This window comes from Pseudomonas sp. LB3P14, assembly GCF_054898045.1.
Genome location: NZ_CM142714.1, coordinates 6817239 through 6841452 on the forward strand (window position 1 = coordinate 6817239; position 24214 = coordinate 6841452).

General features: G+C 58.7%; 22 protein-coding genes. 7 read left to right on the plus strand and 15 right to left on the minus strand.

The genetic code is table 11. The features are described 5' to 3' along the window. Nucleotides 1-20: 20 nt before the first annotated feature. Nucleotides 21-620, minus strand: coding sequence for a short chain dehydrogenase (locus ACYZT5_RS31325; protein WP_462048753.1), 600 nt, complete (start codon nt 618-620; stop codon nt 21-23). Nucleotides 621-725: 105 nt separating this feature from the next. Between ACYZT5_RS31325 and ACYZT5_RS31330 the strand changes: the two genes are divergently transcribed. Continuing rightward, nucleotides 726-1640 (plus strand): LysR family transcriptional regulator, encoded by a 915-nt coding sequence (locus ACYZT5_RS31330; protein WP_462048754.1) that lies wholly within the window; start codon nt 726-728, stop codon nt 1638-1640. Here the strand turns inward: ACYZT5_RS31330 and ACYZT5_RS31335 are convergent. The 9 genes from ACYZT5_RS31335 to ACYZT5_RS31375 form a co-directional block, all read right to left on the minus strand. Beyond that, nucleotides 1631-2122 carry a DoxX family protein gene (locus ACYZT5_RS31335; RefSeq protein WP_462048755.1) on the minus strand — a complete coding sequence of 164 codons (492 nt, stop codon included), beginning with the start codon at nt 2120-2122 and terminating at the stop codon, nt 1631-1633. The two genes, ACYZT5_RS31330 and ACYZT5_RS31335, sit on opposite strands and share 10 nt — an antisense overlap. Next, the gene (locus tag ACYZT5_RS31340) at nt 2119-2880 is read right to left on the minus strand and encodes an HvfC/BufC N-terminal domain-containing protein (protein WP_462048756.1); all 762 of its coding nucleotides are present in this window, start codon (nt 2878-2880) and stop codon (nt 2119-2121) included. Before ACYZT5_RS31340 ends, ACYZT5_RS31335 begins: the two co-directional genes overlap by 4 nt. After that, entirely contained in the window at nt 2877-3731 is an 855-nt protein-coding gene (gene bufB / locus ACYZT5_RS31345) for an MNIO family bufferin maturase (protein ID WP_462048757.1), read from the minus strand. Before bufB ends, ACYZT5_RS31340 begins: the two co-directional genes overlap by 4 nt. A 25-nt stretch (nt 3732-3756) precedes the next feature. Beyond that, nucleotides 3757-4062 carry a BufA1 family periplasmic bufferin-type metallophore gene (locus ACYZT5_RS31350; RefSeq protein WP_462048758.1) on the minus strand — a complete coding sequence of 102 codons (306 nt, stop codon included), beginning with the start codon at nt 4060-4062 and terminating at the stop codon, nt 3757-3759. A 293-nt stretch (nt 4063-4355) separates the two neighbouring features. Next, complete coding sequence (locus ACYZT5_RS31355) at nt 4356-5057, minus strand: ABC transporter ATP-binding protein (protein ID WP_201114164.1); 702 nt, start codon at nt 5055-5057, stop codon at nt 4356-4358. After that, nucleotides 5058-5825 (minus strand): high-affinity branched-chain amino acid ABC transporter ATP-binding protein LivG, encoded by a 768-nt coding sequence (gene livG, locus ACYZT5_RS31360; protein ID WP_462048759.1) that lies wholly within the window; start codon nt 5823-5825, stop codon nt 5058-5060. Beyond that, the gene (locus ACYZT5_RS31365; protein WP_462048760.1) at nt 5822-7078 is read right to left on the minus strand and encodes a high-affinity branched-chain amino acid ABC transporter permease LivM; all 1257 of its coding nucleotides are present in this window, start codon (nt 7076-7078) and stop codon (nt 5822-5824) included. The genes livG and ACYZT5_RS31365 overlap by 4 nt, the downstream gene beginning before the upstream one ends. Then, entirely contained in the window at nt 7075-7998 is a 924-nt protein-coding gene (livH, locus tag ACYZT5_RS31370) for a high-affinity branched-chain amino acid ABC transporter permease LivH (RefSeq protein ID WP_123366879.1), read from the minus strand. Before livH ends, ACYZT5_RS31365 begins: the two co-directional genes overlap by 4 nt. Nucleotides 7999-8230: 232 nt before the next feature. Continuing rightward, complete coding sequence (locus ACYZT5_RS31375; protein ID WP_462048761.1) at nt 8231-9358, minus strand: branched-chain amino acid ABC transporter substrate-binding protein; 1128 nt, start codon at nt 9356-9358, stop codon at nt 8231-8233. Nucleotides 9359-9699: 341 nt separating this feature from the next. On the opposite strand from ACYZT5_RS31375, the gene ACYZT5_RS31380 reads away from it, so the two are divergent. Beyond that, a complete protein-coding gene (locus ACYZT5_RS31380; protein WP_033059033.1) occupies nt 9700-10005 on the plus strand; it encodes a DUF2288 domain-containing protein in 306 nt (101 codons plus the stop codon). A 291-nt stretch (nt 10006-10296) separates the two neighbouring features. Here ACYZT5_RS31380 and ACYZT5_RS31385 read toward each other — a convergent pair whose 3' ends face one another. Further along, nucleotides 10297-12492 (minus strand): hypothetical protein, encoded by a 2196-nt coding sequence (locus tag ACYZT5_RS31385; protein WP_462048762.1) that lies wholly within the window; start codon nt 12490-12492, stop codon nt 10297-10299. Nucleotides 12493-12689: 197 nt separating this feature from the next. Here ACYZT5_RS31385 and ACYZT5_RS31390 point away from each other — a divergent pair, with 197 nt between their 5' ends. Beyond that, nucleotides 12690-13586 carry an NAD(P)-dependent oxidoreductase gene (locus ACYZT5_RS31390; RefSeq protein ID WP_462048763.1) on the plus strand — a complete coding sequence of 299 codons (897 nt, stop codon included), beginning with the start codon at nt 12690-12692 and terminating at the stop codon, nt 13584-13586. Here the strand turns inward: ACYZT5_RS31390 and ACYZT5_RS31395 are convergent. Continuing rightward, nucleotides 13477-15759 carry a putative bifunctional diguanylate cyclase/phosphodiesterase gene (locus ACYZT5_RS31395; protein WP_462048764.1) on the minus strand — a complete coding sequence of 761 codons (2283 nt, stop codon included), beginning with the start codon at nt 15757-15759 and terminating at the stop codon, nt 13477-13479. The two genes, ACYZT5_RS31390 and ACYZT5_RS31395, sit on opposite strands and share 110 nt — an antisense overlap. 292 nt (nt 15760-16051) lie before the next feature. On the opposite strand from ACYZT5_RS31395, the gene ACYZT5_RS31400 reads away from it, so the two are divergent. Then, nucleotides 16052-17401: a spinster family MFS transporter gene (locus tag ACYZT5_RS31400; protein ID WP_462048765.1), complete on the plus strand. Its 1350-nt coding sequence runs from the start codon at nt 16052-16054 to the stop codon at nt 17399-17401. 170 nt (nt 17402-17571) lie between these two features. On the opposite strand, the gene rapA is transcribed toward ACYZT5_RS31400, so the two are convergent. Next, on the minus strand, nt 17572-20418 hold the full coding sequence (gene rapA, locus ACYZT5_RS31405; RefSeq protein WP_462048766.1) for an RNA polymerase-associated protein RapA: 2847 nt from the start codon (nt 20416-20418) through the stop codon (nt 17572-17574). 252 nt (nt 20419-20670) lie between these two features. Between rapA and ACYZT5_RS31410 the strand changes: the two genes are divergently transcribed. The 3 genes from ACYZT5_RS31410 (at nt 20671) to ccoM (ending at nt 21532) form a co-directional block, all read left to right on the plus strand. Further along, the gene (locus ACYZT5_RS31410; protein WP_462048767.1) at nt 20671-21012 is read left to right on the plus strand and encodes an aspartate-semialdehyde dehydrogenase; all 342 of its coding nucleotides are present in this window, start codon (nt 20671-20673) and stop codon (nt 21010-21012) included. A 100-nt stretch (nt 21013-21112) separates the two neighbouring features. After that, nucleotides 21113-21274: a hypothetical protein gene (locus ACYZT5_RS31415; RefSeq protein ID WP_007935839.1), complete on the plus strand. Its 162-nt coding sequence runs from the start codon at nt 21113-21115 to the stop codon at nt 21272-21274. Nucleotides 21275-21418: 144 nt separating this feature from the next. Further along, nucleotides 21419-21532 (plus strand): cytochrome c oxidase subunit CcoM, encoded by a 114-nt coding sequence (ccoM, locus tag ACYZT5_RS31420; RefSeq protein WP_462048768.1) that lies wholly within the window; start codon nt 21419-21421, stop codon nt 21530-21532. Nucleotides 21533-21785: 253 nt separating this feature from the next. Here ccoM and ACYZT5_RS31425 read toward each other — a convergent pair whose 3' ends face one another. Continuing rightward, on the minus strand, nt 21786-23261 hold the full coding sequence (locus ACYZT5_RS31425) for an inorganic phosphate transporter (protein WP_462048769.1): 1476 nt from the start codon (nt 23259-23261) through the stop codon (nt 21786-21788). 376 nt (nt 23262-23637) lie between these two features. Beyond that, nucleotides 23638-23838 carry a hypothetical protein gene (locus tag ACYZT5_RS31430; protein WP_007935837.1) on the minus strand — a complete coding sequence of 67 codons (201 nt, stop codon included), beginning with the start codon at nt 23836-23838 and terminating at the stop codon, nt 23638-23640. Nucleotides 23839-24214: the final 376 nt, after the last annotated feature.

A 24214-nucleotide genomic window follows, 5' to 3' on the forward strand; every position in this document is an offset into this window, starting at 1 on the left:
AGCGCCGCACACTGGTCTGCTCAGCCGACGTGGAATGTCTGGCCTGTTTGCAAGCCTTCCACGCTTTTGGCGTAGGCCAATGCCACATCGGCTGCCGGAACTGGCTTGTAGCCGCGGAAGTACGGCGCGTATTTGCCCATGGCTTCGACCAGCACGTTCGGGCTCACCGAATTGATGCGCAGACCACGAGGCAGTTCGATGGCGGCGGCGCGGACGAAGCTGTCCAGGGCGCCATTGACCAGCGCTGCCGATGCGCCGCTGCGAATCGGGTCGTGGCTGAGGACGCCCGTGGTGAAGGTGAACGAGGCGCCGTCGTTGGCGTACTCGCGGCCGATCAGCAGCAGATTGACCTGGCCCATCAGCTTGTCTTTCAGGCCCAGCGCGAAGCTTTCTTCGGTCATTTCGCCCAGGGGCGCGAAGGTCACGTTGCCGGCGGCGCAGACCAGAGCATCGAACTTGCCGGTCTGTTCGAACAGCTTGCGAATCGAGGCGCTGTCGCTGATATCCACATGGAAATCACCGCTGTTGCGGCCGATGCGGATGATCTCGTGACGCTCGGCCAGCTCCTTGTCGACCGCCGAACCGATGGTGCCGCCTGCGCCTATCAAAAGAATTTTCATGCTGCTGATCCTCAAGTGAGTTGAACGAAGCCTCAGTCTAGAGTGGTTTTTTCCATTGATAAGCGCACTAATAGGCAACCTTTGGTTTTCAAATGGAAACAATCCATGAGCGAAATGGATGATCTGGCGGCGTTCGCGATATTGGTTGAAGCGGGGAGTTTCACGCTGGCGGCGCAGCAACTCGGGTGCAGCAAGGGCCAGTTGTCCAAGCGCATCAGCCAACTGGAAACGCGGTTTTCCGTCGTCCTGCTGCAACGCACCACCCGCCGCTTGAGCCTGACGGCGGCGGGTGCGGCGTTGTTGCCACAAGCCCAGGCGCTCGTAGTCCAAGTGGAAAGGGCGCGTCAGGCCTTGGCGCGTTTGAAGGACGACATGGCCGGGCCGGTGCGTATGACGGTTCCAGTCTCGCTGGGGGAAACCTTCTTCGATGGCTTGTTACTGGACTTTTCCCACAAGTACCCGCACGTGCAGATCGAACTGGAGCTCAGCAACCACTATCGCGATCTGTCGCGGGAGGGGTTTGACCTGGCCATTCGATCCGAAGTGGCCAATGACCAACGACTGGTCGCGCGCCCGCTGCTGGCCTGGCACGAGATGACCTGCGCCAGTCCGGCCTATCTCGAACAATACGGCGAACCGCTGACGCCCCAGGCGCTGGCCGAACATCGCTGCTTGCTCAACAGCCATTACAGCGGCCGTGAAGAATGGCTCTATCACCAGCAACACGAGTTGTTGCGGGTGCGGGTCTCGGGACCGTTCGCCAGCAACCATTACAGCTTGTTGAAGAAAGCGGCGTTGGCCGGCGCCGGTATTGCGCGTTTACCGTCCTACCTACTGCAAGCCGAATTGGCTGACGGACGTTTGCGCTGGCTCCTGCGCGAATATCAGACTCGTCGCATGCCGATGTACCTGGTTCACCCCTATCAGGGAGGGTTGCCGAAACGCACCCAAGTGCTGGCGGATTACCTGATCGGCTGGTTCAAGCGCAGCGGCGAGGCGCTGGATCGGCTTCAACGATAACGGCTGGCGATCAGGTGATCGATCGACAACTTGCCCGGCCCGGTCGCCATCAAGTACAGCAGCACAGCAGCCCAGGTGCCGTGGGTTGGATAAGCATCCGGATAAACGAACAGTTGAATGGTCAAGGTCATGCCCAGCAATGCCAGTGCTGAAAACCGCGTGGCCAAGCCGATCAGGATCAGCATCGGGAAGAAATGCTCGGCGAACGCCGCCATGTGTGCCGCAATTTCTGGAGACACCAACGGCACGTGGTATTCGCTCTGGAATAACGGAATGGTCGAGTCCGCCAGACGCGGCACACCGAACTGGAAGGTGCCGTCGAACAGGTCAATGGCCAAGCCTTCAACTTTGGTTTGCCCGGACTTCCAGAACACCGCAGCAATGGAGAACCGCGCTATGAAGGCGATCAGGCTGTGGGGAATCATTTTCAGCAGCGCGATGGCGCGGGTGATGGGGTTCAGTGATTCAGTCCGGGTGTTCATGGCGATACCTTGTTGTGGTGTAAATGGATGATGGCGTTGTGGCTGATCAGCACGGCCAGGGTTTGGTTGAGGTCGAATGTGGGTGTGGACTCCAATGCCTGCGCCAGGGTGTGGCCGTTTCGCAGGTTCTGGATGAAGACGCTGGCGCCGTGATCAATGACAAAGACTTCAACCTCCAGTCCGTGGCGCAACACCAAAGCGCGCTGCTCCTGGTTCAGATCGATGCCTGCCAGCGTTGCGTCTCGTTGATGGGCAGCCCAGATCGCGACCACGGCAAAGCCCGAATTCAGCAGGTTCAGGGAGGGATGAAGTTCGATGGTCAGCTGGCTCAGGGCTTGCGGGTCTGACAACGCGGCGGCGATCTGTTCATGGCTCAAGGGCTGCGCATCGGCGGCGTGATAGGCCATTACCCGCAAGCGTTCCAGTCGTGCGACATCCGCCAGATACGGCACGCTTGCTGCGGGTGCGAAGCCTTCGATGAACGCCGCCATAGCGTTGCCGTAGTCGTTGATTAGCGGGCTTTGGGGCGGATGGTTCTGCACGTAAAACGCAGCCATCGCCCGGAAAAAGTCATCGCCGACCAATTGCAAAACCACCGGGTAACTGTCTGCCAATGCGTTGATAAGCGAGCTCTGCACATTGTTGCGATACACCGCGAAACGGCTGGTTGGGTCTGCGCCGTTTGCACTGAACAACCTCTTGGGGCAGACCCGTTGTGGATCGAGCAGGGCGGCAGCGAAAGCGGCTTGGGTGCTCATGGCCGGACCTCGGCGCACAGCAACAACTCATCGGCCTGACGCACCTCGGCATGCAGCACGGTGAAGGCCGGCAACTGATTGTCGCGCTCGATCAGTGTCGCCATCGGGCCAACCCGCTCCAGCACTCGCAGGTACAGCGCCCACACCGCGTTGTCGATGGGGGCGCCGTGATCGTCTATCAGAAGACGGTCACCGAGGGTGTCGGTGTCTTCGGCAAACCCTGCCAGATGAATCTCGCCTACAGCGTGAAGGGGCAGGGCGTCGATGTAGGCCAACGGGTCGCGGCGATGATTGATGCTCGACACGTAGACGTTGTTCACATCCAGCAGTAATCCACAGCCGGTGCGGCGAATGACTTCGCTGATGAAGTCGGCTTCATCGAGGGTCGAACGCTGGAACTCAAGATAGGTCGCCGGGTTCTCCAGCAACATCGGGCGTTTGAGGGTGTTCTGCACCTGGTCGATGTGTTCGCAGACGCGGTTCAGCGTCGGCGTGTCATAGGCCAGAGGCAACAGATCATTGAGAAACACCGGGCCATGGCTGGACCAGGCCAGGTGTTCGGAAAAGGCGTGGGGTTGATAGCGCTCGATCAGGTTGGCGAGCCGTTGCAGGTGCTGAACGTCCAGCGGGCCTTCGCCGCCGATCGACAGGCCAACGCCATGCAGCGACAGCGGATACTGCTCGTGGATCAACCCCAGATAATGATGAAACGGGCCGCCGGCCACCATGTAGTTTTCGGCGTGGACCTCGAAGAAGCCGATGTCCGGTTGTGAACCGAGCACTTCACGAAAGTGCTCGGTCTTGAGCCCCAGCCCGGCGCGGGGCGGGAGCCCGAACGATGAATTGTTCATGGTCGACACTCAGGCGGGGTTCAGATCAGGCTTTGGCTTTGAAGGCTTCCATCTGACCGAAACCGGTCGGCGAGGTCTTGCTTTCGGTGGTGGCGCAGGTGCCGTTAGGCACCAGTTTCCAGGCGTTGGCCTGGAAGTCGGATTTCGAAGTGCCGGCGCAGGTAGTGCCAGCACCCGCAGCGCAATCGTTTTTGCCTTTGAGGGAAACACCGAAACATTTTTCCATGTCGCTGGCAGCGGCTTGGGCTGTGGAGACAGCGGCCATGCTCAGGGCAGAACCGAGGGCCAGGACCAGGGCGGTGGCGGACAGGGTGCGGGTGGTAGCAGTCATGATGTTTCTCCGAAAATGAGCTTGGGTTGGCAAGCGTTTGTGCTTGCTTACGGCTCTAGAGAAAGGTCAGTGCGATGCGTTACAGCGCCAACAAAAAAACTTCAAAAAAACACCGACACTGATCGTTCCCACGCTCCGCGTGGGAATGCCTCACCGGACGCTCTGCGTCCGTTTGGGACGCGGAGCGTCCCGGGCTGCATTACCACGCGGAGCGTGGGAACGATCGGTCATCGTCGTTGATTGTAAAAACGAAAAAAAACGGCCCGAAGGCCGTTTTTTGTTACCGCAAAGACTCAACCACCCAAGTACGCTTCACGCACTTTCGGATCAGTCAGCAGCGCTTCACCGGTGCCTGTCATCACCACCCGGCCGTTCTCCAGAACGTACGCGCGGTCAGCAATTTTCAGTGCCTGGTTGGCGTTTTGCTCCACCAGGAACACCGTCACGCCATCCTTGCGCAGCTGCTCGATGATGTCGAAGATCTGCTGGATGATGATCGGTGCCAGGCCCAACGAAGGTTCGTCGAGCAACAGCAGCTTGGGTTTGCTCATCAGCGCACGGCCGATGGCGAGCATTTGCTGTTCGCCGCCGGACATGGTGCCGCCGCGCTGGGCGAAGCGTTCTTTCAGGCGTGGGAAAAGTCCGAGGACTTTGTCCATCTGCTCCTGATAATCGCCCTTGTCGGTGAAGAATCCGCCCATGGCGAGATTTTCTTCTACGGTCAGACGGGCAAACACCCGACGACCTTCCGGAACCACGGCGATGCTCTTGCGCATGATCTGCGCCGAGGTCTGCCCCACGAGCTCTTCACCCATGTAGCGGATGCTGCCGCTGTGGGCCTGAGGCGAGCCGCAGAGGGTCATCAGCAGGGTGGATTTGCCCGCGCCGTTGGCGCCGATCAGGGTGACGATTTCGCCCTGACGGATTTCCACGTTGACGCTGTGCAGGGCCTGGATCTTGCCGTAGAAGGTGGAAACGTTTTCGAATTGCAGCATTTACGCTTCCCCCAGGTAGGCTTTGATCACTTCAGGATTGTCGCGGATCTGTTCCGGCGTGCCGTCGGCCAGAGGCGTGCCCTGGTTGATCACGACGATGTGGTCGGAAATGCTCATGACCAGTTTCATGTCGTGTTCGATCAGCAGCACGGTGACGTTGTGCTCTTCACGCAGCATGCTGATCAGCGCTTTGAGGTCTTCGGTTTCCTTCGGGTTCAGGCCGGCGGCCGGTTCGTCGAGCATGAGGATCCGCGGACGGGTCATCATGCAGCGAGCGATTTCCAGACGACGTTGCTGACCGTAGGCCAGGGTGCCGGCCGGCCGGTTGGCGAACGCCTTGAGATTGACCTTTTCCAGCCAGTACTCGGCGAATTCCATGGCCTCGCGCTCGCTGCGGCGGAACGCCGGGGTCTTGAACAGACCGGCCAGGAAATTGGTGTTCAGATGACGGTGTTGGGCGATCAAGAGGTTCTCGACCGCGGTCATGTCCTTGAACAGCCGCACGTTCTGGAAGGTGCGCACCACGCCTTTGAGGGCGATCTTGTGGCCGGGCAGGCCTTCGATTGACTCGCCGTCCAGCAGGATGCTGCCGCCGCTCGGTTTATAGAAACCGGTCAGGCAGTTGAATACGGTGGTCTTGCCGGCGCCGTTGGGGCCGATCAGAGCCACCACCTGTTTTTCTTTCACGCTCAGGGCTACGCCGTTGACCGCGAGCAAGCCGCCGAAGCGCATGCTCAGATTTTCGACTTTAAGGATCTCGCGGCTCATTTGCGCAGCTCCATGTGAGGACGTTGCATGGGCAGCAGTCCTTGAGGACGCCAGATCATCATCAGCACCATCAAGGCGCCGAACATCAACATGCGGTATTCACTGAACTCACGCATCATTTCCGGCAACAGGATCATCACCGTGGCGGCGAGTACGACGCCCAGTTGCGAGCCCATGCCACCCAGCACCACGATGGCGAGAATGGTCGCCGACTCGATGAAGGTGAACGACTCCGGTGTCACCAGGCCCTGACGCGCGGCGAAGAAGCTCCCCGCGAAACCGGCGAAGCAGGCACCGAGGGTAAAGGCCGAGAGTTTGATGATGGTCGGGTTCAAACCCAGCGCACGGCAGGCGATTTCGTCTTCACGCAGCGCTTCCCAGGCACGGCCCAGGGGCATGCGCAGCAAGCGGTTGATGACGAACAGCGCGAACAGCGCCAGCAACAGCGCAACCAGGTAAAGGAAGATCACCTTGTTGATCGAGTTGTATTCCAGGCCGAAGTACTCGTGGAAGGTCTGCAGGCCTTCAGCGGCTTTACGTTCGAAGGTCAGGCCGAAGAACGTCGGTTTCTCGATGTTGCTGATGCCGTTCGGGCCACCCGTGAGGCCGGTCAGGTTACGCAGGAACAGACGGATGATTTCACCGAAGCCCAACGTCACGATTGCCAGGTAGTCACCGCGCAGACGCAGGACCGGGAAGCCGAGCAGGAAGCCGAAGGTGGCCGCCATCATGCCGGCGATCGGCAGGCAGATCCAGAAGCTCAAACCGTAGTAATGCGACAACAGCGCATAGCTGTAGGCGCCGACGGCATAGAAGCCGACGTAACCGAGGTCGAGCAGACCGGCCAGACCGACCACGATGTTCAGGCCCAGGCCAAGCATCACGTAGATCAGCACCAGGGTGGCGATATCCACCGCGCCGCGAGAGCCGAAGAACGGCCAGACCAGGGCACCGATGATCAACGCGATGATGATCCAGCGCTGGGTGGTCGGCAGGGTCAGGAAGGTACTGGCCTTGGCCGGCATCACCGGCAGGTTGGGCGAGGATTTCCAGGCTGCACTGATCTGCTGGTCGAACAGCACCCGCAGGAACATCAGCACCGAGCACACGGCGATGGTGATCAAGGTTGTCGTACTGGTGCCATGGACTTCGAGGTTGATGCCGACAATGGTCAGTTTCAGACCGAGTACCGGGTAGGCGACGGCCCACACCAGCAAGGCGCTGAACAACGCCTGTTTAAGATTCCTAGTCATACTTTTTCAACCTCCGGACGGCCCAACAGGCCGGTTGGCCGGAACAACAACACCAGAACCAATAAGCCGAACGCCACGACGTCCTTGTACTGGTCGCCGAAGATATCGGCACCAAAGGCTTCCGCCACCCCAAGCACGATCCCGCCGAGCATGGCTCCGGGGATGCTGCCGATACCGCCCAGTACCGCTGCGGTGAAGGCCTTGAGGCCGACCAGGAAACCGGCGTTCGGGTTGATCACACCGTATTGCATGCTCAGCAGCACGGCCGCGATAGCCGCCAGTGCGGCACCGATGACGAAGGTCAGGGCGATGATGTTGTTGGTGTTGATACCCAAGAGGTTGGCCATCTTGATGTCTTCGGCACAGGCACGGCAGGCGCGACCCAGGCGAGAGCGTGAGATGAACAGCGTCAGGCCGAGCATGGCGACCAGGGTCACCACGAACACCACGATTTGCATGTAGGAAATCAGCACTTCTTGTGCGCCACCTGGCCCGATGGAGAAGTTACCAGGGATCAGGTTGGGGATGGATTTGTCCTTGGAGTCTTGCGCCAGCAGAACCGTGTTCTGCAGGAAGATCGACATGCCGATGGCGGAAATCAGCGGGATCAGACGGTTGCTGCCGCGCAGAGGGCGGTAGGCGATCCGTTCGATGCTGTAACCGTAGGCACTGGTCACGACAATGGTCGCGAGAAAAGCGGCGGTCATCAACAGTGGAACACTGTCGAGTCCCATCATGGACAGGCCCGCAATGGCGATGAACGCCACGTAAGAACCAATCATGTACACCTCGCCGTGGGCGAAGTTGATCATTCCAATGATGCCGTAAACCATCGTATAGCCGATGGCGATCAGGGCATACGTGCTGCCAATGGTCAGACCATTAACCAGCTGTTGGAAAAAGTGATAGATGTCAGGCATTACAGCGCTCCTAAAAACCTGATACGCATTTCACTGGTGGAGTCATTTTCCCGCTCGAGCCCCGTGGATCTGCATCCACTTCGAACGCGAGGTTTGCCAGCGAACCGCTGATGACGGTTTTGAGATTTTCAGGTGGGGAGACTGGCGGATCACGCCAGCGCGGCCCAATACGTTCGTAAAACAAAGCCCACGGCACGCCGTGGGCTTTATTGGCAGTCAGTCAGGCAACGCCTTACTGAGGTTTGGCTTCAGTTTTTGGTTTGCCGAAGTGCCACTCGTAAACCACAAATTTGAAGTCTTTCAGGTCGCCCTTGTCGTCAAAGCTCAGGTCGCCGGTAGGCGTCTTGAAGGTACCTGCGTGGATGGCAGCAGCCACTTTGGCGGTGTCTTCGGACTTGGCAGCCTTGATGCCGTCAGCGATCACCTCCACAGCCGAGTAGGCCGGGAACACGAACGGACCGCTCGGGTCTTCTTTCTTCGCTTTGAACGCGTCAGCCAGGGCGATGTTGGCCGGATCCTGGTCGAAGGATTTCGGCAGGGTCACCAGCAGGCCTTCGGAAGCGTCTTTGGCGATCTGCGAAATGGAGTCGTTACCCACGCCTTCCGGACCCATGAACTTGGCTTTCAGGCCTTTTTCCTGGGCTTGGCGCAGGATCAGACCCAGCTCTGGGTGGTAGCCGCCGTAGTAAACGAAGTCGACGTTGGCTTGCTTGAGCTTGGAGATCATCGAAGAGAAGTCTTTGTCGCCGGCGTTGATGCCTTCGAACACTGCAACCTTGACGCCTTTGCCTTCCAGGGTTTTCTTCACGGCGGTGGCGATGCCTTCACCGTATTGCTGTTTGTCGTGCAGAACCGCAACGATTTTCGGTTTTACGTGATCGGCAATGTAGTTACCGGCGGCAGGGCCCTGGGCGCTGTCCAGACCGATGGTGCGGAACACCATTTTGTAACCACGGGAAGTGATGTCCGGGCTGGTGGCAGCCGGGGTGATCATGATCACGCCTTCGTCTTCGTAAATGTCCGAAGCCGGTTGGGTGGAGCTGGAGCACAGGTGACCGACCACGAACTTGACGCCGTCGTTGACGACTTTGTTCGCGACCGCTACCGCTTGTTTTGGATCACAGGCGTCATCGTATTCAACGGCTTCGAGTTTCTTGCCGTCTACGCCGCCTTTGGCGTTGATCTGTTCAATGGCCATTTTGGCGCCACTGAATTGCATGTCGCCGTATTGGGCTACAGGGCCGGTTTTAGGGCCGGCGATGCCGATCTTGATGGTGTCAGCTGCGAACGAATGGCTGGCAACCCCGGCCAGAACCATAGCGGCAAACAGTTTGGAAATCTGCTTAGTAGCCTTAGTCATAGTGCTCCACTCTTACTGTTGTAGTTTTTATAGTCCTGGCGCCGTAGCAGCAGAACCGGGTCAGATATCTCTTCGAATATCCTCCGGAAAATGCCCCCGGCAACTGTACCGGTACAGTGTAGAGCGCCAATTGTTAGCCTGGGAAGCTGGCGCCAGGGGGCAAAACCTGAGGGTGTCGCTTTATTGAAAGAAAAAGACAGAATTGCGGCGGGGGTTCAGGCTGAATTAACAGCAATCCTTGGCTTTCCTGCACCTTTCAATCAGTGACTCAATTGCATCCGGGTTTTTCTGCCAGACCACCGACGTTATGATTGCGTCAATTTATTTTCCGGACAGGACCCATGACTCAAGAACCTAGCACCCTCTATGCCAAGCTGCTTGGTGAAACCGCATCTATTACCTGGAAGGAGCTGGAGCCGTTCTTCGCCAAGGGTGCCCTATTGTGGGTCGACCCCGGTCTGGATTTGATCGCCGCAGCGGAGGCGGTGGCGACCGATGAAGGCGAGAAAGTGGCTGCCTGGCTGGCCGCCGACAAAGTCGCCAAGCTGTCTGAAACGCGGGCGCTGGATCTTTTCGAACGCGATCCGGAGCTGTGGGCAGTGGTCGTTTCGCCGTGGATTCTGATCCAGGAAAGGGCGACGAGCTGAAGGTTTGCACTTGATTGGTGCGTGGCTTTGTCGGGCAAAAGTGTGTAGCCGAGTAGCGTGATGGCATGTTGCCGTAGAGAAAGGCCACAGAAGGGTCTTGGCGAGGGTGACGTGCGCGTAACGGGAACAGTTTTGTGAGCAGCCTGATGGCTGCTTAATTGTTTCTGGATGTGATCGTTCCCACGCTCTGCGTGGGAATGCAGCCCGGGACGCTCTGCGTCCCAAAGCGGACGCAGAGCGTCCATTGAGGCATTCCCACGCAGAGCGTGGGAACGATCGACAGTAGGTGAGTTAAGCGGTCTTGCCGGTATGGTTATTCAGCGAAATAACCTTGGTCTTACCAATCCGGTGACGGTAGATCTCGCGCAAGTACTTGATCGCCTTTTTCACGCAATCGCGCGACAAACGAATGTCGTTGATCGAGACAAACTTGTCCTTGTCGTTGATCAGCTCGCGGTACTTCTTCTCGTACATGGGTTTGATCGCGTACCAATTGGTGTCGAGGATCTTCGCCGGGTTCTCGAACTCGTTGAGCAAGTTGTCGATCAGGCCTTCGTCGAACTCTTCGTTAATGATGAAGTCCAGGATCGAGTTATCCAGGGTGTCATCGAAGCGGTACGGGTTTTTCGCAAAGCAACGCTTGATGAAGGCCACGATCAGCGTCAGGAAGTCGTCCGACAGGCACGGGCTCTTGGCGATCAGGGTGGTCAGCGACAGGTTGGCCGAGGCGCCGATGACCAGCGCATAACGCTTGAGCGTGGTGTTGGGGAACAGGCTGTTGAGGTGGGTCTTCAACCGGTTCAGGTCCATGTAGGACAACTTGTAGTCTTTGGGCAACGAAACGATCGAGACCACCGACGAGCAATTCTTGAAGAAGTGCAGGTCGTGCAATGCGGCTGCGTCGTAGCCCGAATTCTTGTATTGCTCCAGCGAGGCGCGATAGCGCTTGGACTCGATCGGCAACAGGCTGATGCCTTCGATCGCTTGGGTCACTTTGTTGAAGTGCGGCAAGTCGATGGAGCGGAAGAACAGGTCGTCGATGTTCAGGCGCTGCGGTTCTTTCTCGAACACCTTGAATTTGTCGCTGCTCGGCGGCGGGGTTTCCGGCACCACGGACTCGGCGTAGGCAATGGCTACAGGGCCGGCCAGACTCATGAACAGGTCGTTGGCGTCGAGGCGAATGGTTTCGCCAATGTCGATGCCGGCCCGACGGAAATAGTTCTGGTCATAGTCGGTGGTGACCGCTTGAGCCGTCAGAATGTTGAAGATCTGCTGTGAGATGTACTGGTTAGCGTGCTTTTCCATCGCGTTGACGTCGATGTTTTGAATGTTGCCGTCATCGCTTTCTTCGGCGTAACGCATGATGTCGTTGGAGATCAGCATCATGGCGTTCCATGGACGGATACGGCCCATGACACTGGCTTCGCTGCTGTCTTCATTGGCGAAGTTGTAGGAGAAGTCCCACTCTTCCGACAGGTACTTGCACAGCAGGCGACCGGCGTTGATGTGCAGCGCCTCGGACATTTCGCTGCGGTGATCGGAAATGTTCGGCAGCACGCAGATACCGCTGGTGAAAATCGGCTCGAAGACAAAGGAATGACCACTCTTGCCGTCGTGCTCGTCCATCGGTTTGGTATCGAACGTCTTGTTCATGTACGAGTGCTGCTGGGCCAGGCCGAATTCCGAGGCCATGCCCGAACCGGTACCGCCGCCGGCACTGAAAATCGAGAAATACAGGCGCGACTGGTTGGCCTTGATCCCGCAGCTGTCGATCAGGTACGAGTGAATCATCTTCCAGTCAGGGCTGGAGAAACGCTGGGTGTCCTTGTTCAGGATGATCTTGGCCAAGTACTGACCGAGGATCGGCGCGTTACCGGCGCCACCGGCGTGGACTTCCGACAAGTCCATGATTTTCATTTTGCTGTAGTCGCGCAGGAAACCGCTTTTTTCGCCCTTGCGCGAGAAACGGATGCGACCGGCGATGTCTTTGTCCAGGTCGCCAAGCATGACCAACGGTTCCACCAGGAACACCGGTTTGGTGGCCTTGTTCGGACCCAGGCGCAGGTTGTTGCGAATCCACTGTGCCGGGCTGTAGCCCTTTTCGGCGAAGCGCTTGTCCGGCGACAGGCGGTCTTCGTTATTGAATTCGTTGAGGTAGAACTTGCGGGCGTTGTACACCAGCTCGGCGACGTCCAGCGCGATGTTCGAACCGCAGCGGCCCAAGCCGATCAGGCACACCGACGGGAATTCCTGATCGCTGTGCTGTTCGCTGTCGCCTTCCAGATGCGGTGGGCGCGGGAACACCATGTCGCGCAGGCCGTCGAGATTATCGAGGATGCGGTCGGTATTGGTTTCGGTGAAGTACAGGTATTGCTGAGTCGCCAACGGGCGCGATGGCGTCAATGGCTTCGACGGTGCGGGGCTGTTCGCCGCCGGGCTCAGCGTCAGATCGGATACCGCAGCGGCCGGATTGTTTTTAGAATTCATTGTGCGCCATGTACCTGTGCTGGTTGGTTGGGCGACAAGCTGTCGTCGAACCATCACGGATGGGATCTCGCGTCTTTTTTCAGCGCGTATTGGGCCCAAGCGTCAGGGCCTTGGCCTAAGCATCGCTCGGGGGAATCCTTTCCTAAGTCATGATGAATCGGCCAATATTCGACGATCTTTAATCAAAAGGAGGCCAAATGATGGCAACGTTACCTTCGCTCGGGTTTGCCGGGATCGGCCTGATGGGTTTGCCGATGTGTCGGCGTCTGCTGGCCGCGGGTTATCCGCTGACCGTGTGGAACCGCAACCCGGCAAAGTGCGCGCCGCTGGTCGAGGCCGGCGCCCGGCAAGTCGCCACGCCTGCGCAACTGTGTCAGCACGCCGACGTGGTGATGTTGTGCCTGGCGGACACGTCGGTGGTTCGTGAGGTGGTTTTTGGTCCGACTGGCATTGCCGAGGGGGCGAAAAAGGGTCAAGTGCTGGTGGACTTTTCCAGTCTGGAACCCACGGCGACTCGGGAAATGGCCAAAGAACTTATCGATACAACCGGCATGAGTTGGATGGATACGCCGGTGTCTGGCGGTGTGGCTGGCGCTGAGGCTGGCAGCCTGGCGATCATGGTTGGCGGCAGAACGGCAGATCTTGAACGTTTGCGCCCGGTGTTGTTGACCGTTGGCCAGCGCGTGACGCACATGGGGGCGGTCGGAGCAGGGCAGGTGACCAAGGTTTGCAATCAGATGATTGTCGCCTGCAATGCGCTGGTGATCGCCGAAGTGGTGGCTTTGGCTGAACGATCCCAGGTCGATGCTGGCATGATCGCCGAGGCCCTGGCCGGCGGTTTCGCCGATTCAAAACCCTTGCAGATCCTCGCCCCACAAATGGCCGACAGCCGTTTCGAGCCCGTGAAGTGGCACGTACGCACGCTGCTCAAGGATCTGGATGCTGCGGTGAAATTTTCCCGCGAACAAGGCTCGGCCACACCGATCAGCGGATTGGCCGCACAACTGATGCGCCTGCATGGGGGGCAGGGCTTTTTGGAAAAGGATCCGTCAACGTTAGTGCAGATGTACCGCGAGCCAGACTTAGAGAGCTGACGGTGCGCGCGTGTTTACGCTGGTTGATTTCGTTCAGCACCGGACGCAACTCAGCCAGTGGCAACGGACGGCTGAGCAGGTGGCCCTGAACAAAGTCGCAGCCCTGGCGTTCGAGAAAGTCATATTGCTCGAAGGTTTCCACGCCTTCGGTGACAACCTGTAAATGCAGGGTGTGAGCCATGACGATAATGGCCTGGACGATTTCCATGTCTTGGGTGACCTTGGGAATGTCCTGGATGAACGAACGGTCGATCTTCAGCGTGTTCAGCGGCAGGCGCTTGAGGTAGGCCAGGGATGAATAACCGGTGCCGAAATCGTCGATCGACAGCGAGACCCCGAGGGCACAGATCTGCCGCAGCAACACCAGGGTGTTAGCGAGGTTGCCCATCAGCGCGTTTTCGGTCACTTCCAGTTCCAGTCGCTGTGGCGCCACCCCGGCGACGCACAGGGCGTATTCGATTTCCTCGACCAGCTCTTCGCGCGCAAGGTTGAGGGGCGAGCAGTTCATGGCGATCGTGAGTTCTTCGCAACCCTGGCGGGACAGCTCGCCAAGATCTTGGCATACCTGGCGCAACACCCAGTTATCCAGTTCGGCGATCAGGCCGTTGGCCTCGGCAATGGCAATGAACCGATCGGGTGCCAGCAACCCGTGAACCGGGTGCTGCCAGCGAATCAGCGCTTCGAGTTTGGTGACTTGGCCAGCTTTCAGGTCATAGATCGGTTGGTAATACAGGATCAACCCGTCGTCTTTGCGCAGGGCGTGCCGCAGTTCTTCTTCCAGTTGCAGCTCCAGCGTGGCACGGCTTTTCAAGTGTGGACTGAAAAAATTCAGGCCATTGCGACCGCTGTCCTTGGACTGGTACAGCGCCAGGTCGGCATTTTTCAACAACTCTTCGCAGGTATTGCCGTCTTGCGGGAACAGGCTGATGCCGATGCTGGTGGTCATGACCATGCTTCGTCCGGCCAGCTCGATGGGCTCTTTCATTTTCAGCATGATGCGCTGAGCCAAGAGCCGCGCTTCTTCAGGGTCTCGCAGGTCGATGAGGATGCAGAACTCGTCCCCGCCGAAGCGCGCCACCACATCGTCGTGGCTGCGCACCGAGCTCTTGATGTGGCTGGCCAGGGCTTTGAGCAATTCGTCGCCGGCGTCATGACCCAGGCTGTCGTTGATCCGCTTGAAGTGATCGATGTCGAGGAACATCACTGCCAGCTTGCCGCCTTCGTTGGCTGTGTCGATCAGCTTTTCGGCGAAGATCTGGTTGAAGCCGCGGCGGTTGATCAAGTTGGTCAACGCGTCGTAGTGCGCAACCAGTTGCAAGGACATTCGCGCCTGGTCCAGTTGACTGAGCAGGGTGTTGACCCGCTGCAAGTCGCTCTCCTTGTGTTGCAGCTTCTTGTCGGCGAGTGCTGCGCTGATGCTGCTGCCGATGATCAGCAACGTTATCACCGCCACCGTCAGCCCCAGTTGCAGGTGGTTGTTATCGCCGGGCAGCGGCTGGAGGCTACTGTCGGGCAGCACCAGACTGAGTGCCGCCATGCCGGTGAAGTGCATGCTGACGATGCCAGCCCCGAGCACCAGGCTGGCGGTGTATTTGAGGAGTTGATGAAGCACACCGCTGCCTTCGCGCAGGTGACTGGAAATCAACAGTGCGGCCAAGCTGGCGCTAATCGCGATCACGATGGAGAGGGCGAACAGGAAGGGTTGGTAATAGGCCGTCGCATTCGAACGCATGGCGGCCATGCCTACGTAGTGCATGGTCGCTATGCCCAGGCCGATCCACACCGCGGCCCGCAGGTATTGCCAGAAATTCAGATGAGGATGACTGAGGGTGTGCATCGCCAGCCACGAGGCCGTCAGCGCGAACAACAGCGAGATCAGGGTGATGGGCAGTTGGTAATGGATTTCGATCGGTGCCTGGAACGCCAGCATGCTGATGAAGTGCATGGCCCAGATACCGCCCGCCAGACACCCGGCTCCGACCCAGCACCAGAGGCGTTGGGACGCGGATTTTTCTGCATGGCCAACCCGTTCGGTTATGTCCAGCGTGGCGAAGCCGGCCGCACAAGCGACCACATAGGCCAGTAACACCAGAAAGGGGTTATGGGCGCAATTGAGTATGAGCTGCCCGCTCTCGGGTAGTTGGGTCGTGAAATATAAAGCAGGCCACTCCATCGTACGCCCCGCATTTGTCTTTTTTGGCCGACGCCATGAACTTGGCGAATGCAGTGGAGTATAGGTGTCATGCGCAGACCGCAAGCGGTAGTGGCACATTGCTTTGAATGATTTTGGAATGAGTCGCTGAATGTTTAGAAATAAAATGTTGCATGGGAGGTGCCTCAATACATGGGGCGCTATCAGCTTTACAAATAGTGACAGACAGCTCTGGCGGGCCTGACTAGATTGCAGGTTCCGGGCTCGGATGCGCTGGCAGTGAAGCCCCAATAACAATAAAAGAGACGGACCCATGCAGAACTCGACCCAAGCGGCGAATGCCTGGCGCATTCTGTTCCTGCTGTTCCTCGCCAACCTGTTCAACTTCTTCGACCGCACCATTCCGGCCATCATCATCGAGCCGATCCGCATGGAATGGCACCTCAGCGACTTTCAGCTGGGGATCATCGGTACCGCATTCACGATCGTCTATGCAATCGCCGGCCTGCCCTTGGGGCGGATGGCCGATACCGGTTCGCGCAGCAAATTGATGGGCTGGGGCCTGGCAGCATGGAGCGGGCTCACAGCGGTCAACGGATTGGTGGGGAGTTTCTGGAGTTTCCTGATCGTGCGCATGGGCATCGGTATCGGTGAGGCCAGTTACGCACCGGCCGCCAACTCGCTGATCGGCGATCTGTTCCCGGCCCACCGCCGGGCGCGGGCGATGGGCATTTTCATGCTCGGTTTGCCGTTGGGGTTGCTGCTGGCGTTCTTCACCATCGGCGCCATGGTCAAGGCCTTCGACAGCTGGCGCGCACCGTTCTTCATCGCGGCGGTGCCGGGGCTGATCCTGGCGATCTTCATGTTCTTCATCAAGGAACCGAAACGCGGCGCCGCGGAAAGCGTGCAGGTTTCGCAGGAACGCGTGGACCGGCCGATCCGTCGGGTGCTGGCGGTGCCGACGTTCCTGTGGCTGGTGATGGCAGGGTTGTGCTTCAACTTTGCCACGTATGCGTGCAACTCGTTTCTGGTGCCGATGCTGCAGCGTTATTTCCTGATGCCATTGCAGGAAGCGGCGGTGGCGACCGGGGTGATCGTCGGCGTGACCGGGTTGTTCGGCCTGACCCTGGGCGGTTGGGTCGCTGACAAGATTCACCAGCGGGTGGCCAATGGTCGTCTGCTGTTTGCGGCATTCAGCTTGATCATCTCTACCTTGTGCACCGCTTGGGCGCTGCATTCCGGGCGGATCGAGATCGGGGTGTTTGTGGCGGTGTTCAGTGTGGGCTGGCTGTTTGCCTACAACTTCTACACCTGCGTTTACACCGCCATTCAGGATGTAGTCGAGCCACGCTTGCGGGCCACGGCCATGGCGCTGTTCTTTGCCGGGTTATATTTGCTGGGTGGCGGTTTGGGGCCGGTGGTGGTGGGCGGCTTGTCTGACCACTTTGCGCACACGGCGATGCTCTCGGCGGGTGCTGAACAGATGACCGAGGCGTTCAAGGCGGTCGGACTGCATGACGCGATGTATTTGATCCCGGTGGCGCTGTTTTTCACCATGGTGTTTCTGTTCCTGGCTTCGCGGTGTTTTGTTCGGGATGCGAAGCGGATGAAGGAGGGGTTGGTGGCGGTGGTTGAGCCTAGGGTTTCTGTGGCGACTGCTTAACCGCCATCGCGAGCAGGCTCACTCCCACACTGGTTCTGTGGCGTTCACAACCCCCTGTGGGAGCGAGCCTGCTCGCGATGAGGCCATCCGCAACACCACAACATTCCAGCACACAAAAAAGGCCCGCATCGCTGCGGGCCTTTTTGTTTTAGCTGGGTGGAGCAGGGAAGTTAACCCGCGACCAACACCCGAATCGCTTCCAGTCGCAGCGCAGCCTTATCGAGCATGGCCAGGCCTTGCTCGCGTTGCTTGCGCAGGGCAACCAGTTCGCTGTCGCGCACGGTCGGGTTGACCGCTTGCAAGGCGGTCAGGCGCGCCAGTTCTTCGTCGGTGTCGGCGGCCAGACGACGTTGCGCCTCAGCCACGCGCTCGGCGTGACGCGGGAAGATCTTCTCTTCGCCGGCGTTGATCCGTGGCGTCAGCTGATCGCGCTGGGCCTGGATGAACTTGTTGGCGCTGGCGCGCGGTACGCTTTCCAGCTGATCGTTAAGGGTTTCGAACGAGACCCGGGCCGACAGGTCGTTGCCATTGGCATCGAGCAGGCAGCGCAGGGCGGCCGGCGGCAGGTAACGGCCCAGTTGCAGCGAGCGCGGGGCAACCACTTCGCTGACGTAAAGCAGTTCCAGCAACACGGTGCCAGGTTTCAGCGCCTTGTTCTTGATCAGCGCCACGGCGGTGTTGCCCATGGAACCGGACAAGACCAGGTCCATACCGCCCTGAACCATCGGGTGTTCCCAGGTAATGAACTGCATGTCTTCGCGAGACAGCGCCTGGTTGCGGTCGTAAGTGATGGTCACGCCTTCGTCGTCGCCCAGCGGGAAGCTGGCGTCGAGCATTTTTTCGCTCGGTTTGAGGATCAGTGCGTTTTCCGAGTGATCTTCGCTGTCGATGCCGAACGCGTCGAACAGGGTTTCCATGTAGATCGGCAGGGCGAACTGGTCGTCTTGCTCGAGGATGTCCTCGACCAGCGCATCACCTTCGCCAGCGCCGCCGGAGTTGAGTTCCAGCAAGCGGTCACGGCCGGTGTGCAACTCGGCTTCCAGACGCTCGCGCTCGGCGCGGGCTTCGTCGATCAGCGCTTGCCACTCGCCGTCGTCGGCGTTTTCCAGCAGCGGCAGCAGGCGCGGGCCGAACTGATGCTGCAAGGCGTTGCCGGTCGGGCAGGTATTGAGGAATGCGTTCAATGCTTCGTGGTACCACTGGAACAGCCGCTCTTGCGGGCTGGTTTCCAGGTACGGCACGTGCAGTTCGATGATGTGCTTCTGACCGATCCGGTCCAGACGACCGATACGCTGTTCCAGCAGGTCCGGGTGCGATGGCAGATCGAACAGCACCAGGTGGTGCGAGAACTGGAAGTTGCGACCTTCACTGCCGATTTCCGAGCAGATCAGCACCTGCGCGCCAAATTCTTCGTCGGCGAAGTAGGCGGCGGCGCGGTCTCGCTCAAGGATGTTCATGCCTTCGTGGAAAACCGTGGCCGGGATGCCGGAACGCACACGCAGGGCGTCTTCCAGGTCCATGGCGGTTTCAGCGTGGGCGCAGATCACCAGCACTTTGGTGCGCTTGAGCATCTTCAGGGTGTCGATCAGCCACTCGACGCGCGGGTCGAATTTCCACCAGCGCTCTTCTTCGTTGGCGTCCGGCTGGGCCTGGAAGCTGACTTCCGGGTACAGCTCGGCGTGATCGCCCAATGGCAGTTCGAGATATTCGTCGGGGCACGGCAGCGGGTATGGGTGCAGTTTGCGCTCCGGGAAACCCTGCACGGCGGCGCGGGTGTTGCGAAACAGTACGCGGCCGGTGCCGTGGCGGTCGAGCAGTTCGCGGACCAGGCGGGCGCTGGCTTCGGTGTCGCCATCGTTGACGGCGGTCAGCAGGGCTTCGCCTTCGTTGCCGAGGAAACCGTGAATGGTTTTGTGCGCTTCGGGCGACAGGCGCCCCTTGTCCAGCAGCTCCTGGACGGCTTCGGCCACCGGGCGATAGTTTTCGCTCTCGGCGCGGAAGGCGTGCAGGTCATGGAAACGATTCGGGTCAAGCAGGCGCAGACGCGCGAAGTGGCTGTCCTGACCCAGTTGTTCCGGGGTCGCGGTCAGTAGCAGGACGCCAGGAATGACTTCGGCGAGTTGCTCGACCAGCGAGTATTCGGGGCTGGCCTTGTCTTCGTGCCACACCAGGTGGTGGGCTTCGTCGACGACCATCATGTCCCAACCTGCCGCGAACAGCGCGTCCTGGGCCTTTTCGTCTTCCACCAGCCACTCGAGTGCAACCAGCGCGAGCTGGGTGTCTTCGAACGGGTTGGCGGCATCGCTTTCGATGAAACGTTCTTCGTCAAACAGCGCGACTTGCAGGTTGAAGCGGCGGCGCATCTCGACCAGCCACTGGTGCTGAAGGTTCTCCGGAACCAGGATCAGCACACGGTTGGCGCGGCCCGAGAGCAGTTGGCGATGGATGATCAGACCGGCTTCGATGGTTTTACCCAGGCCCACTTCGTCCGCCAGCAGAACCCGCGGCGCGATGCGGTCGGCGACTTCACGGGCGATGTGCAACTGGTGCGCGATCGGTTGCGCACGCACGCCACCCAGACCCCAAAGGGAGGACTGCAATTGGCGGCTGGTGTGTTCCAGGGTGTGGTAACGCAGGGAGAACCAGGCCAACGGGTCAATTTGACCGGCGAACAAACGATCGCTGGCCAGACGGAACTGAATGAAGTTCGACAGTTGGGTTTCCGGCAGGGTCACCACTTCGTTTTGCCCGTTGAGGCCGTGGTAGACCAGCAGGCCGTCGACGTCGTCGACTTCTTGTACGGTCAGTTTCCAGCCTTCGAAGTGAGTGATCGAGTCACCCGGCGAAAACCGCACGCGGGTGAGGGGCGCATTCCGTAGCGCGTACTGGCGAGTGTCGCCAGTGGCCGGGTAGAGCACGGTCAACAAGCGGCCGTCCTGTGCCAGAACGGTGCCTAAACCCAGCTCGGCTTCGCTGTCACTGATCCAGCGTTGCCCCGGTTGATACTGCTGCGCCATGCTGCCTGACTCCCACCTTGAAAAAGCGGGCTATCTTAACGGAATCGGGCCTGCAGACCAAAGGTTTACGTGCGTAGGCGCTGCGACGTCGGACGATCTTTTGATCTTCGGGAACGCTTGAGTTCTGTGTTGTCCGATGAAAGATCGCAGCTGGTGGCAGCACCTACAGTGCCAACCGGGTCACAATTTGCGACCGATGGCTCAAGTCGCCATCCCCGCAGCCGACAGCTTGCTGACAGGAGACTAATAATTATGCTGCCACCGATGCTCCCCTTGAGTGCCGTGCCGATCACCTCACAGCAGGATCCAATTCGCCAGCGGCCGGATATTCCACCTGTGGTGCCGGTGCAGGAAAGCTCCAACGAAAGCACCATCGACCTGCAAAAGCGCGACCCTGAAGAGGCGGGCTTGCAGCTACGCGAGGAGCAGCGTCGGCAGCAGGAACGTGACCGACGTCGCCGTGAAGCTGATGAAGATCCCGAAGAGCACTTGGCGATTCCCGGTGACGAGCTCAACGCCGACAATACCGTGCCGGTGGTGCCATTGATGGAAGATCAGCCTCGGCAGGGTTTGTGGGTCGATATTCAGATTTGAGGTGGTGGCTGGTCAGCGCTGCCATCAGACCGCATTATTGGTACATCCTTGCCTGCCGATACGGCAGCTGAATTTCACTACAAGCGATGCACAGAGCACCATGAGCCAAGATGACAAGCTGATCGACCTCAACTCCGAACGCGCCAAGCGGGTTCATGACCTTAATGAAAAGCGCCTGAACGAAGTACGCCAGGCGTTCGAGCAAGCCATGCCGTTGGGTAAAGCGAAGAAGAAGCCGAAGAACAAACCGAAAAAGCGTTGAAACACCCTGCATCGGTTGATGCAGGTCAGTTATTTCCCCTCCTTTACGCCCAGTCTCGGGCGACATTGATCCCGGTCAATTTTTTCTCCTGCCTGATTGGTTAACTTAGCCCTATCGCAACAAGGCAACTGCAGGAGGCCAGTCATGTTTTTCGACAACGTGGTGATCGCCGGAGTGCTGACAGTCGGCCTCATGGTTGTGTTTTTTGCAGGGTTTGGATTTTTTATCTGGAAGGATTCGCATAAGCGCAAGCCGTAGGTCTTTCTGGAAGCAATGAGCACGCAAGGCATTTTGGGCAACTTCGGTTGCCTTTTTTTTGCCTGCGATTTGCCTGATCGTTCCCACGCTCTGCGTGGGAATGCAGCCCGGGACGCTCGGCGTCCCTTTCGAGAGCTGGAACGCGGAGCGTCCCTTGAGGCATTCCCACGCAGAGCGTGGGAACGATCTACTTTCCAGCAGCAATAAAAAAGGCGCGAACCTCACGGAACGCGCCTTTTTTAGCAGCAGTCTATCAGCTGCCCAGTGCCTTCGACGCCAGCCAGAACAGGCCCGCCGACAGGGCCACTGTGGCTGGCAGGGTCAGGACCCAGGCCAGCAGGATGGTTTTGACGGTGCCACCTTGCAGGCCGCTTTTATTGGCGACCATGGTGCCGGCCACGCCCGAGGACAGGACGTGGGTGGTGGAAACCGGCAGGCTGAAGACGTTGGCCAGGCCGATCATGCACGCGGTGGTGATTTGTGCAGACATGCCTTGTGCGTAGGTCATGCCTTGCTTGCCGATCTTCTCGCCAATAGTCAGAACCACGCGTTTCCAACCGACCATGGTGCCCAGGCCGAGTGCCAGAGCGACCGCCAGAATCACCCAGAACGGGGCGTATTCGGTGGTGGTGGTCAGGTCTTTGCGCAGCTTGTCCAGGTCAGCCTTTTCACGGGCGTTGAGGCTAGGCAGCTTGCCGACTTTCTTCGCCGTGTCGTCCAGGCAGAGCAGATAACGGCGCACTTCGATGCGGCTTTCCGACGGCAGGGAGTGGTAGTCGGCGACACCTTTAAGGGTGCCGAGCAGAGCGTCGATAGTCGGTTCGGTCTGTTGCGGGTTGCAACGGAATTTCTCCGGCAGATCGCCTTCCACGCTTTTGCCCAGGGCCAGGTAGTCACCCAGCGTTTCGGCATTGCGCTTGTAGAACTGACTCAGGTGCAGGGTCGCATCGCGGGTCCGCTCGATCTGGTAGGTCGTGCTGCTCAAGTCGAGTACGAACTGCGCCGGCACAATACCGATCAGCACCAGCATGATCAGGCCGATACCTTTCTGGCCATCGTTGGAACCGTGTACGAAGCTCACGGCCATGGCCGAGATCACCAGTACCAGACGGTTCCAGAACGGTGGGTGCTTCTTGTCATCGAGCTTGCGGCGCTGGTCCGGCGTCTTGTGCATCTTCGACAGTGGGCGCCACCATTTCAGTCCGATCAGGACCAAAGCGGCAACGATAAAACCGGCCATTGGCGAGAACACCAGGGACGCTCCGATATCGATCGCTTTTTGCCAGTTCACGCCATCAGCCAACGGAATATCGTTGATCAAGGCGTTGGCAAGGCCGACACCGAGGATCGATCCGATCAGCGTATGGGAGCTGGAAGCCGGGATACCGAAGTACCAGGTGCCCAGGTTCCAGGTGATGGCGGCGGCGAGCAGCGAGAACACCATGGCCAGCCCGTGACCGGTGTTCACATTGATCAGCAGCTCTACCGGCAGCAGGTGGACGATGGCATACGCCACGCCGACACCGCCCAGCAGTACGCCAAGAAAGTTGAACACACCGGAAAAGAACACCGCCAGATGAGGCGGCATGGCTTTGGTGTAGATAACAGTGGCCACCGCGTTAGCGGTGTCATGAAAGCCGTTGATGAACTCGAAGGCGAGGACAAAGGCCAGGGCGAGCAAGAGGCTCACAAGCACCCAAGCATCCAGTCCGCTGAATAAATCGATCATGAAGGTTTTCTGACCCGGTCGTAAGGGGGCGCGATTATGCCAGAAAAGACTGCTAATCGATGCACTAGGTGCTCATCGGTTACATTCTTCAACGAATTAGTTTGTGACGACAGCCTCAGCCCCAGGTTTTTGCGGGGTTTTGCAAGTCATTGAATTTCTATGAAAAGGCCGCAGCCACAAGGGTTCCTCTCGTAGGGCAAGAGGTTTGGACGCTTGTGTGAAATATCTGAAAAGAGGGCCAGGCATGAGCCATTTGCCTCATCCAGTAGGTGAGGTGGCCGCTGCCCGCTCATAGCGGGCGCGAAAGGCATCATCGATACATCCCGCTTTTAACGGGTGTAGACGCAGCCCCTTGAAAGAATTCAGGCCAAGGCGGTTATGGCTCTTCGGCTTTGAGTTCCTTTTCCATTTTCTGCAATTCCTGAGTGAACGCCTGATCCTGAACGGTGGCGCGTTTACGCCAGGGTTTGCGCTCTGGTTCGGGCTGAGCGGCGTAGGTGGTGACTTCCCCGCCGTAAACTTCCTTGTAACGTTGTTCCTGGCGCTCAAGTTCCGCGCGCAGTTCGTCTTTCGTCACAGTGCTACCTGATTGAGTTGAGATTAATTCTGGTGAAACGCGCTGCATCAAATGTATTGACCACGCTCGCCGAAAGGACAAGGCCGGTGAAGGCATCGTTTTTACGGCATTGAAATCAATACTTCCATGTTGCAGGCGGCCACGGCACCAGAGATGAACAGCTGACGTAGCATCAGTTTCCTGTTTCAGCGAACGCTTTGGCGAAGCATATGAAATGAGTGTCGGGCGCTTGCTGCGGGCAGCGGCAATGGAACATCGCGCTACCGGGTGGTGGAATCGGCAATTAAAAACCGGTCGCCACTGAATTGCATTATAGCGGTCGATTCGAAGAACACTATCGCCAAAGAGTTAAAAGTGGGTCTTGATGTGTGATTGT

Excerpts from the sequence above, each read along its gene's own strand:
- ACYZT5_RS31410 (WP_462048767.1), top strand. The coding sequence starts at position 20,671 with ATGCTGCCACCGATGCTCCCCTTGAGTGCCGTGCCGATCACCTCACAG.
- bufB (WP_462048757.1), bottom strand. The coding sequence starts at position 3,731 with ATGAACAATTCATCGTTCGGGCTCCCGCCCCGCGCCGGGCTGGGGCTC.
- ACYZT5_RS31415 (WP_007935839.1), top strand. The coding sequence starts at position 21,113 with ATGAGCCAAGATGACAAGCTGATCGACCTCAACTCCGAACGCGCCAAG.
- ACYZT5_RS31400 (WP_462048765.1), top strand. The coding sequence starts at position 16,052 with ATGCAGAACTCGACCCAAGCGGCGAATGCCTGGCGCATTCTGTTCCTG.
- ACYZT5_RS31380 (WP_033059033.1), top strand. The coding sequence starts at position 9,700 with ATGACTCAAGAACCTAGCACCCTCTATGCCAAGCTGCTTGGTGAAACC.
- ACYZT5_RS31330 (WP_462048754.1), top strand. The coding sequence starts at position 726 with ATGAGCGAAATGGATGATCTGGCGGCGTTCGCGATATTGGTTGAAGCG.
- ACYZT5_RS31355 (WP_201114164.1), bottom strand. The coding sequence starts at position 5,057 with ATGCTGCAATTCGAAAACGTTTCCACCTTCTACGGCAAGATCCAGGCC.
- ACYZT5_RS31390 (WP_462048763.1), top strand. The coding sequence starts at position 12,690 with ATGATGGCAACGTTACCTTCGCTCGGGTTTGCCGGGATCGGCCTGATG.
- ACYZT5_RS31365 (WP_462048760.1), bottom strand. The coding sequence starts at position 7,078 with ATGACTAGGAATCTTAAACAGGCGTTGTTCAGCGCCTTGCTGGTGTGG.
- ACYZT5_RS31340 (WP_462048756.1), bottom strand. The coding sequence starts at position 2,880 with ATGAGCACCCAAGCCGCTTTCGCTGCCGCCCTGCTCGATCCACAACGG.
- ccoM (WP_462048768.1), top strand. The coding sequence starts at position 21,419 with ATGTTTTTCGACAACGTGGTGATCGCCGGAGTGCTGACAGTCGGCCTC.
- ACYZT5_RS31395 (WP_462048764.1), bottom strand. The coding sequence starts at position 15,759 with ATGGAGTGGCCTGCTTTATATTTCACGACCCAACTACCCGAGAGCGGG.
- livG (WP_462048759.1), bottom strand. The coding sequence starts at position 5,825 with ATGAGCCGCGAGATCCTTAAAGTCGAAAATCTGAGCATGCGCTTCGGC.
- livH (WP_123366879.1), bottom strand. The coding sequence starts at position 7,998 with ATGCCTGACATCTATCACTTTTTCCAACAGCTGGTTAATGGTCTGACC.
- ACYZT5_RS31375 (WP_462048761.1), bottom strand. The coding sequence starts at position 9,358 with ATGACTAAGGCTACTAAGCAGATTTCCAAACTGTTTGCCGCTATGGTT.
- ACYZT5_RS31425 (WP_462048769.1), bottom strand. The coding sequence starts at position 23,261 with ATGATCGATTTATTCAGCGGACTGGATGCTTGGGTGCTTGTGAGCCTC.
- ACYZT5_RS31385 (WP_462048762.1), bottom strand. The coding sequence starts at position 12,492 with ATGAATTCTAAAAACAATCCGGCCGCTGCGGTATCCGATCTGACGCTG.
- ACYZT5_RS31335 (WP_462048755.1), bottom strand. The coding sequence starts at position 2,122 with ATGAACACCCGGACTGAATCACTGAACCCCATCACCCGCGCCATCGCG.
- rapA (WP_462048766.1), bottom strand. The coding sequence starts at position 20,418 with ATGGCGCAGCAGTATCAACCGGGGCAACGCTGGATCAGTGACAGCGAA.
- ACYZT5_RS31350 (WP_462048758.1), bottom strand. The coding sequence starts at position 4,062 with ATGACTGCTACCACCCGCACCCTGTCCGCCACCGCCCTGGTCCTGGCC.
- ACYZT5_RS31325 (WP_462048753.1), bottom strand. The coding sequence starts at position 620 with ATGAAAATTCTTTTGATAGGCGCAGGCGGCACCATCGGTTCGGCGGTC.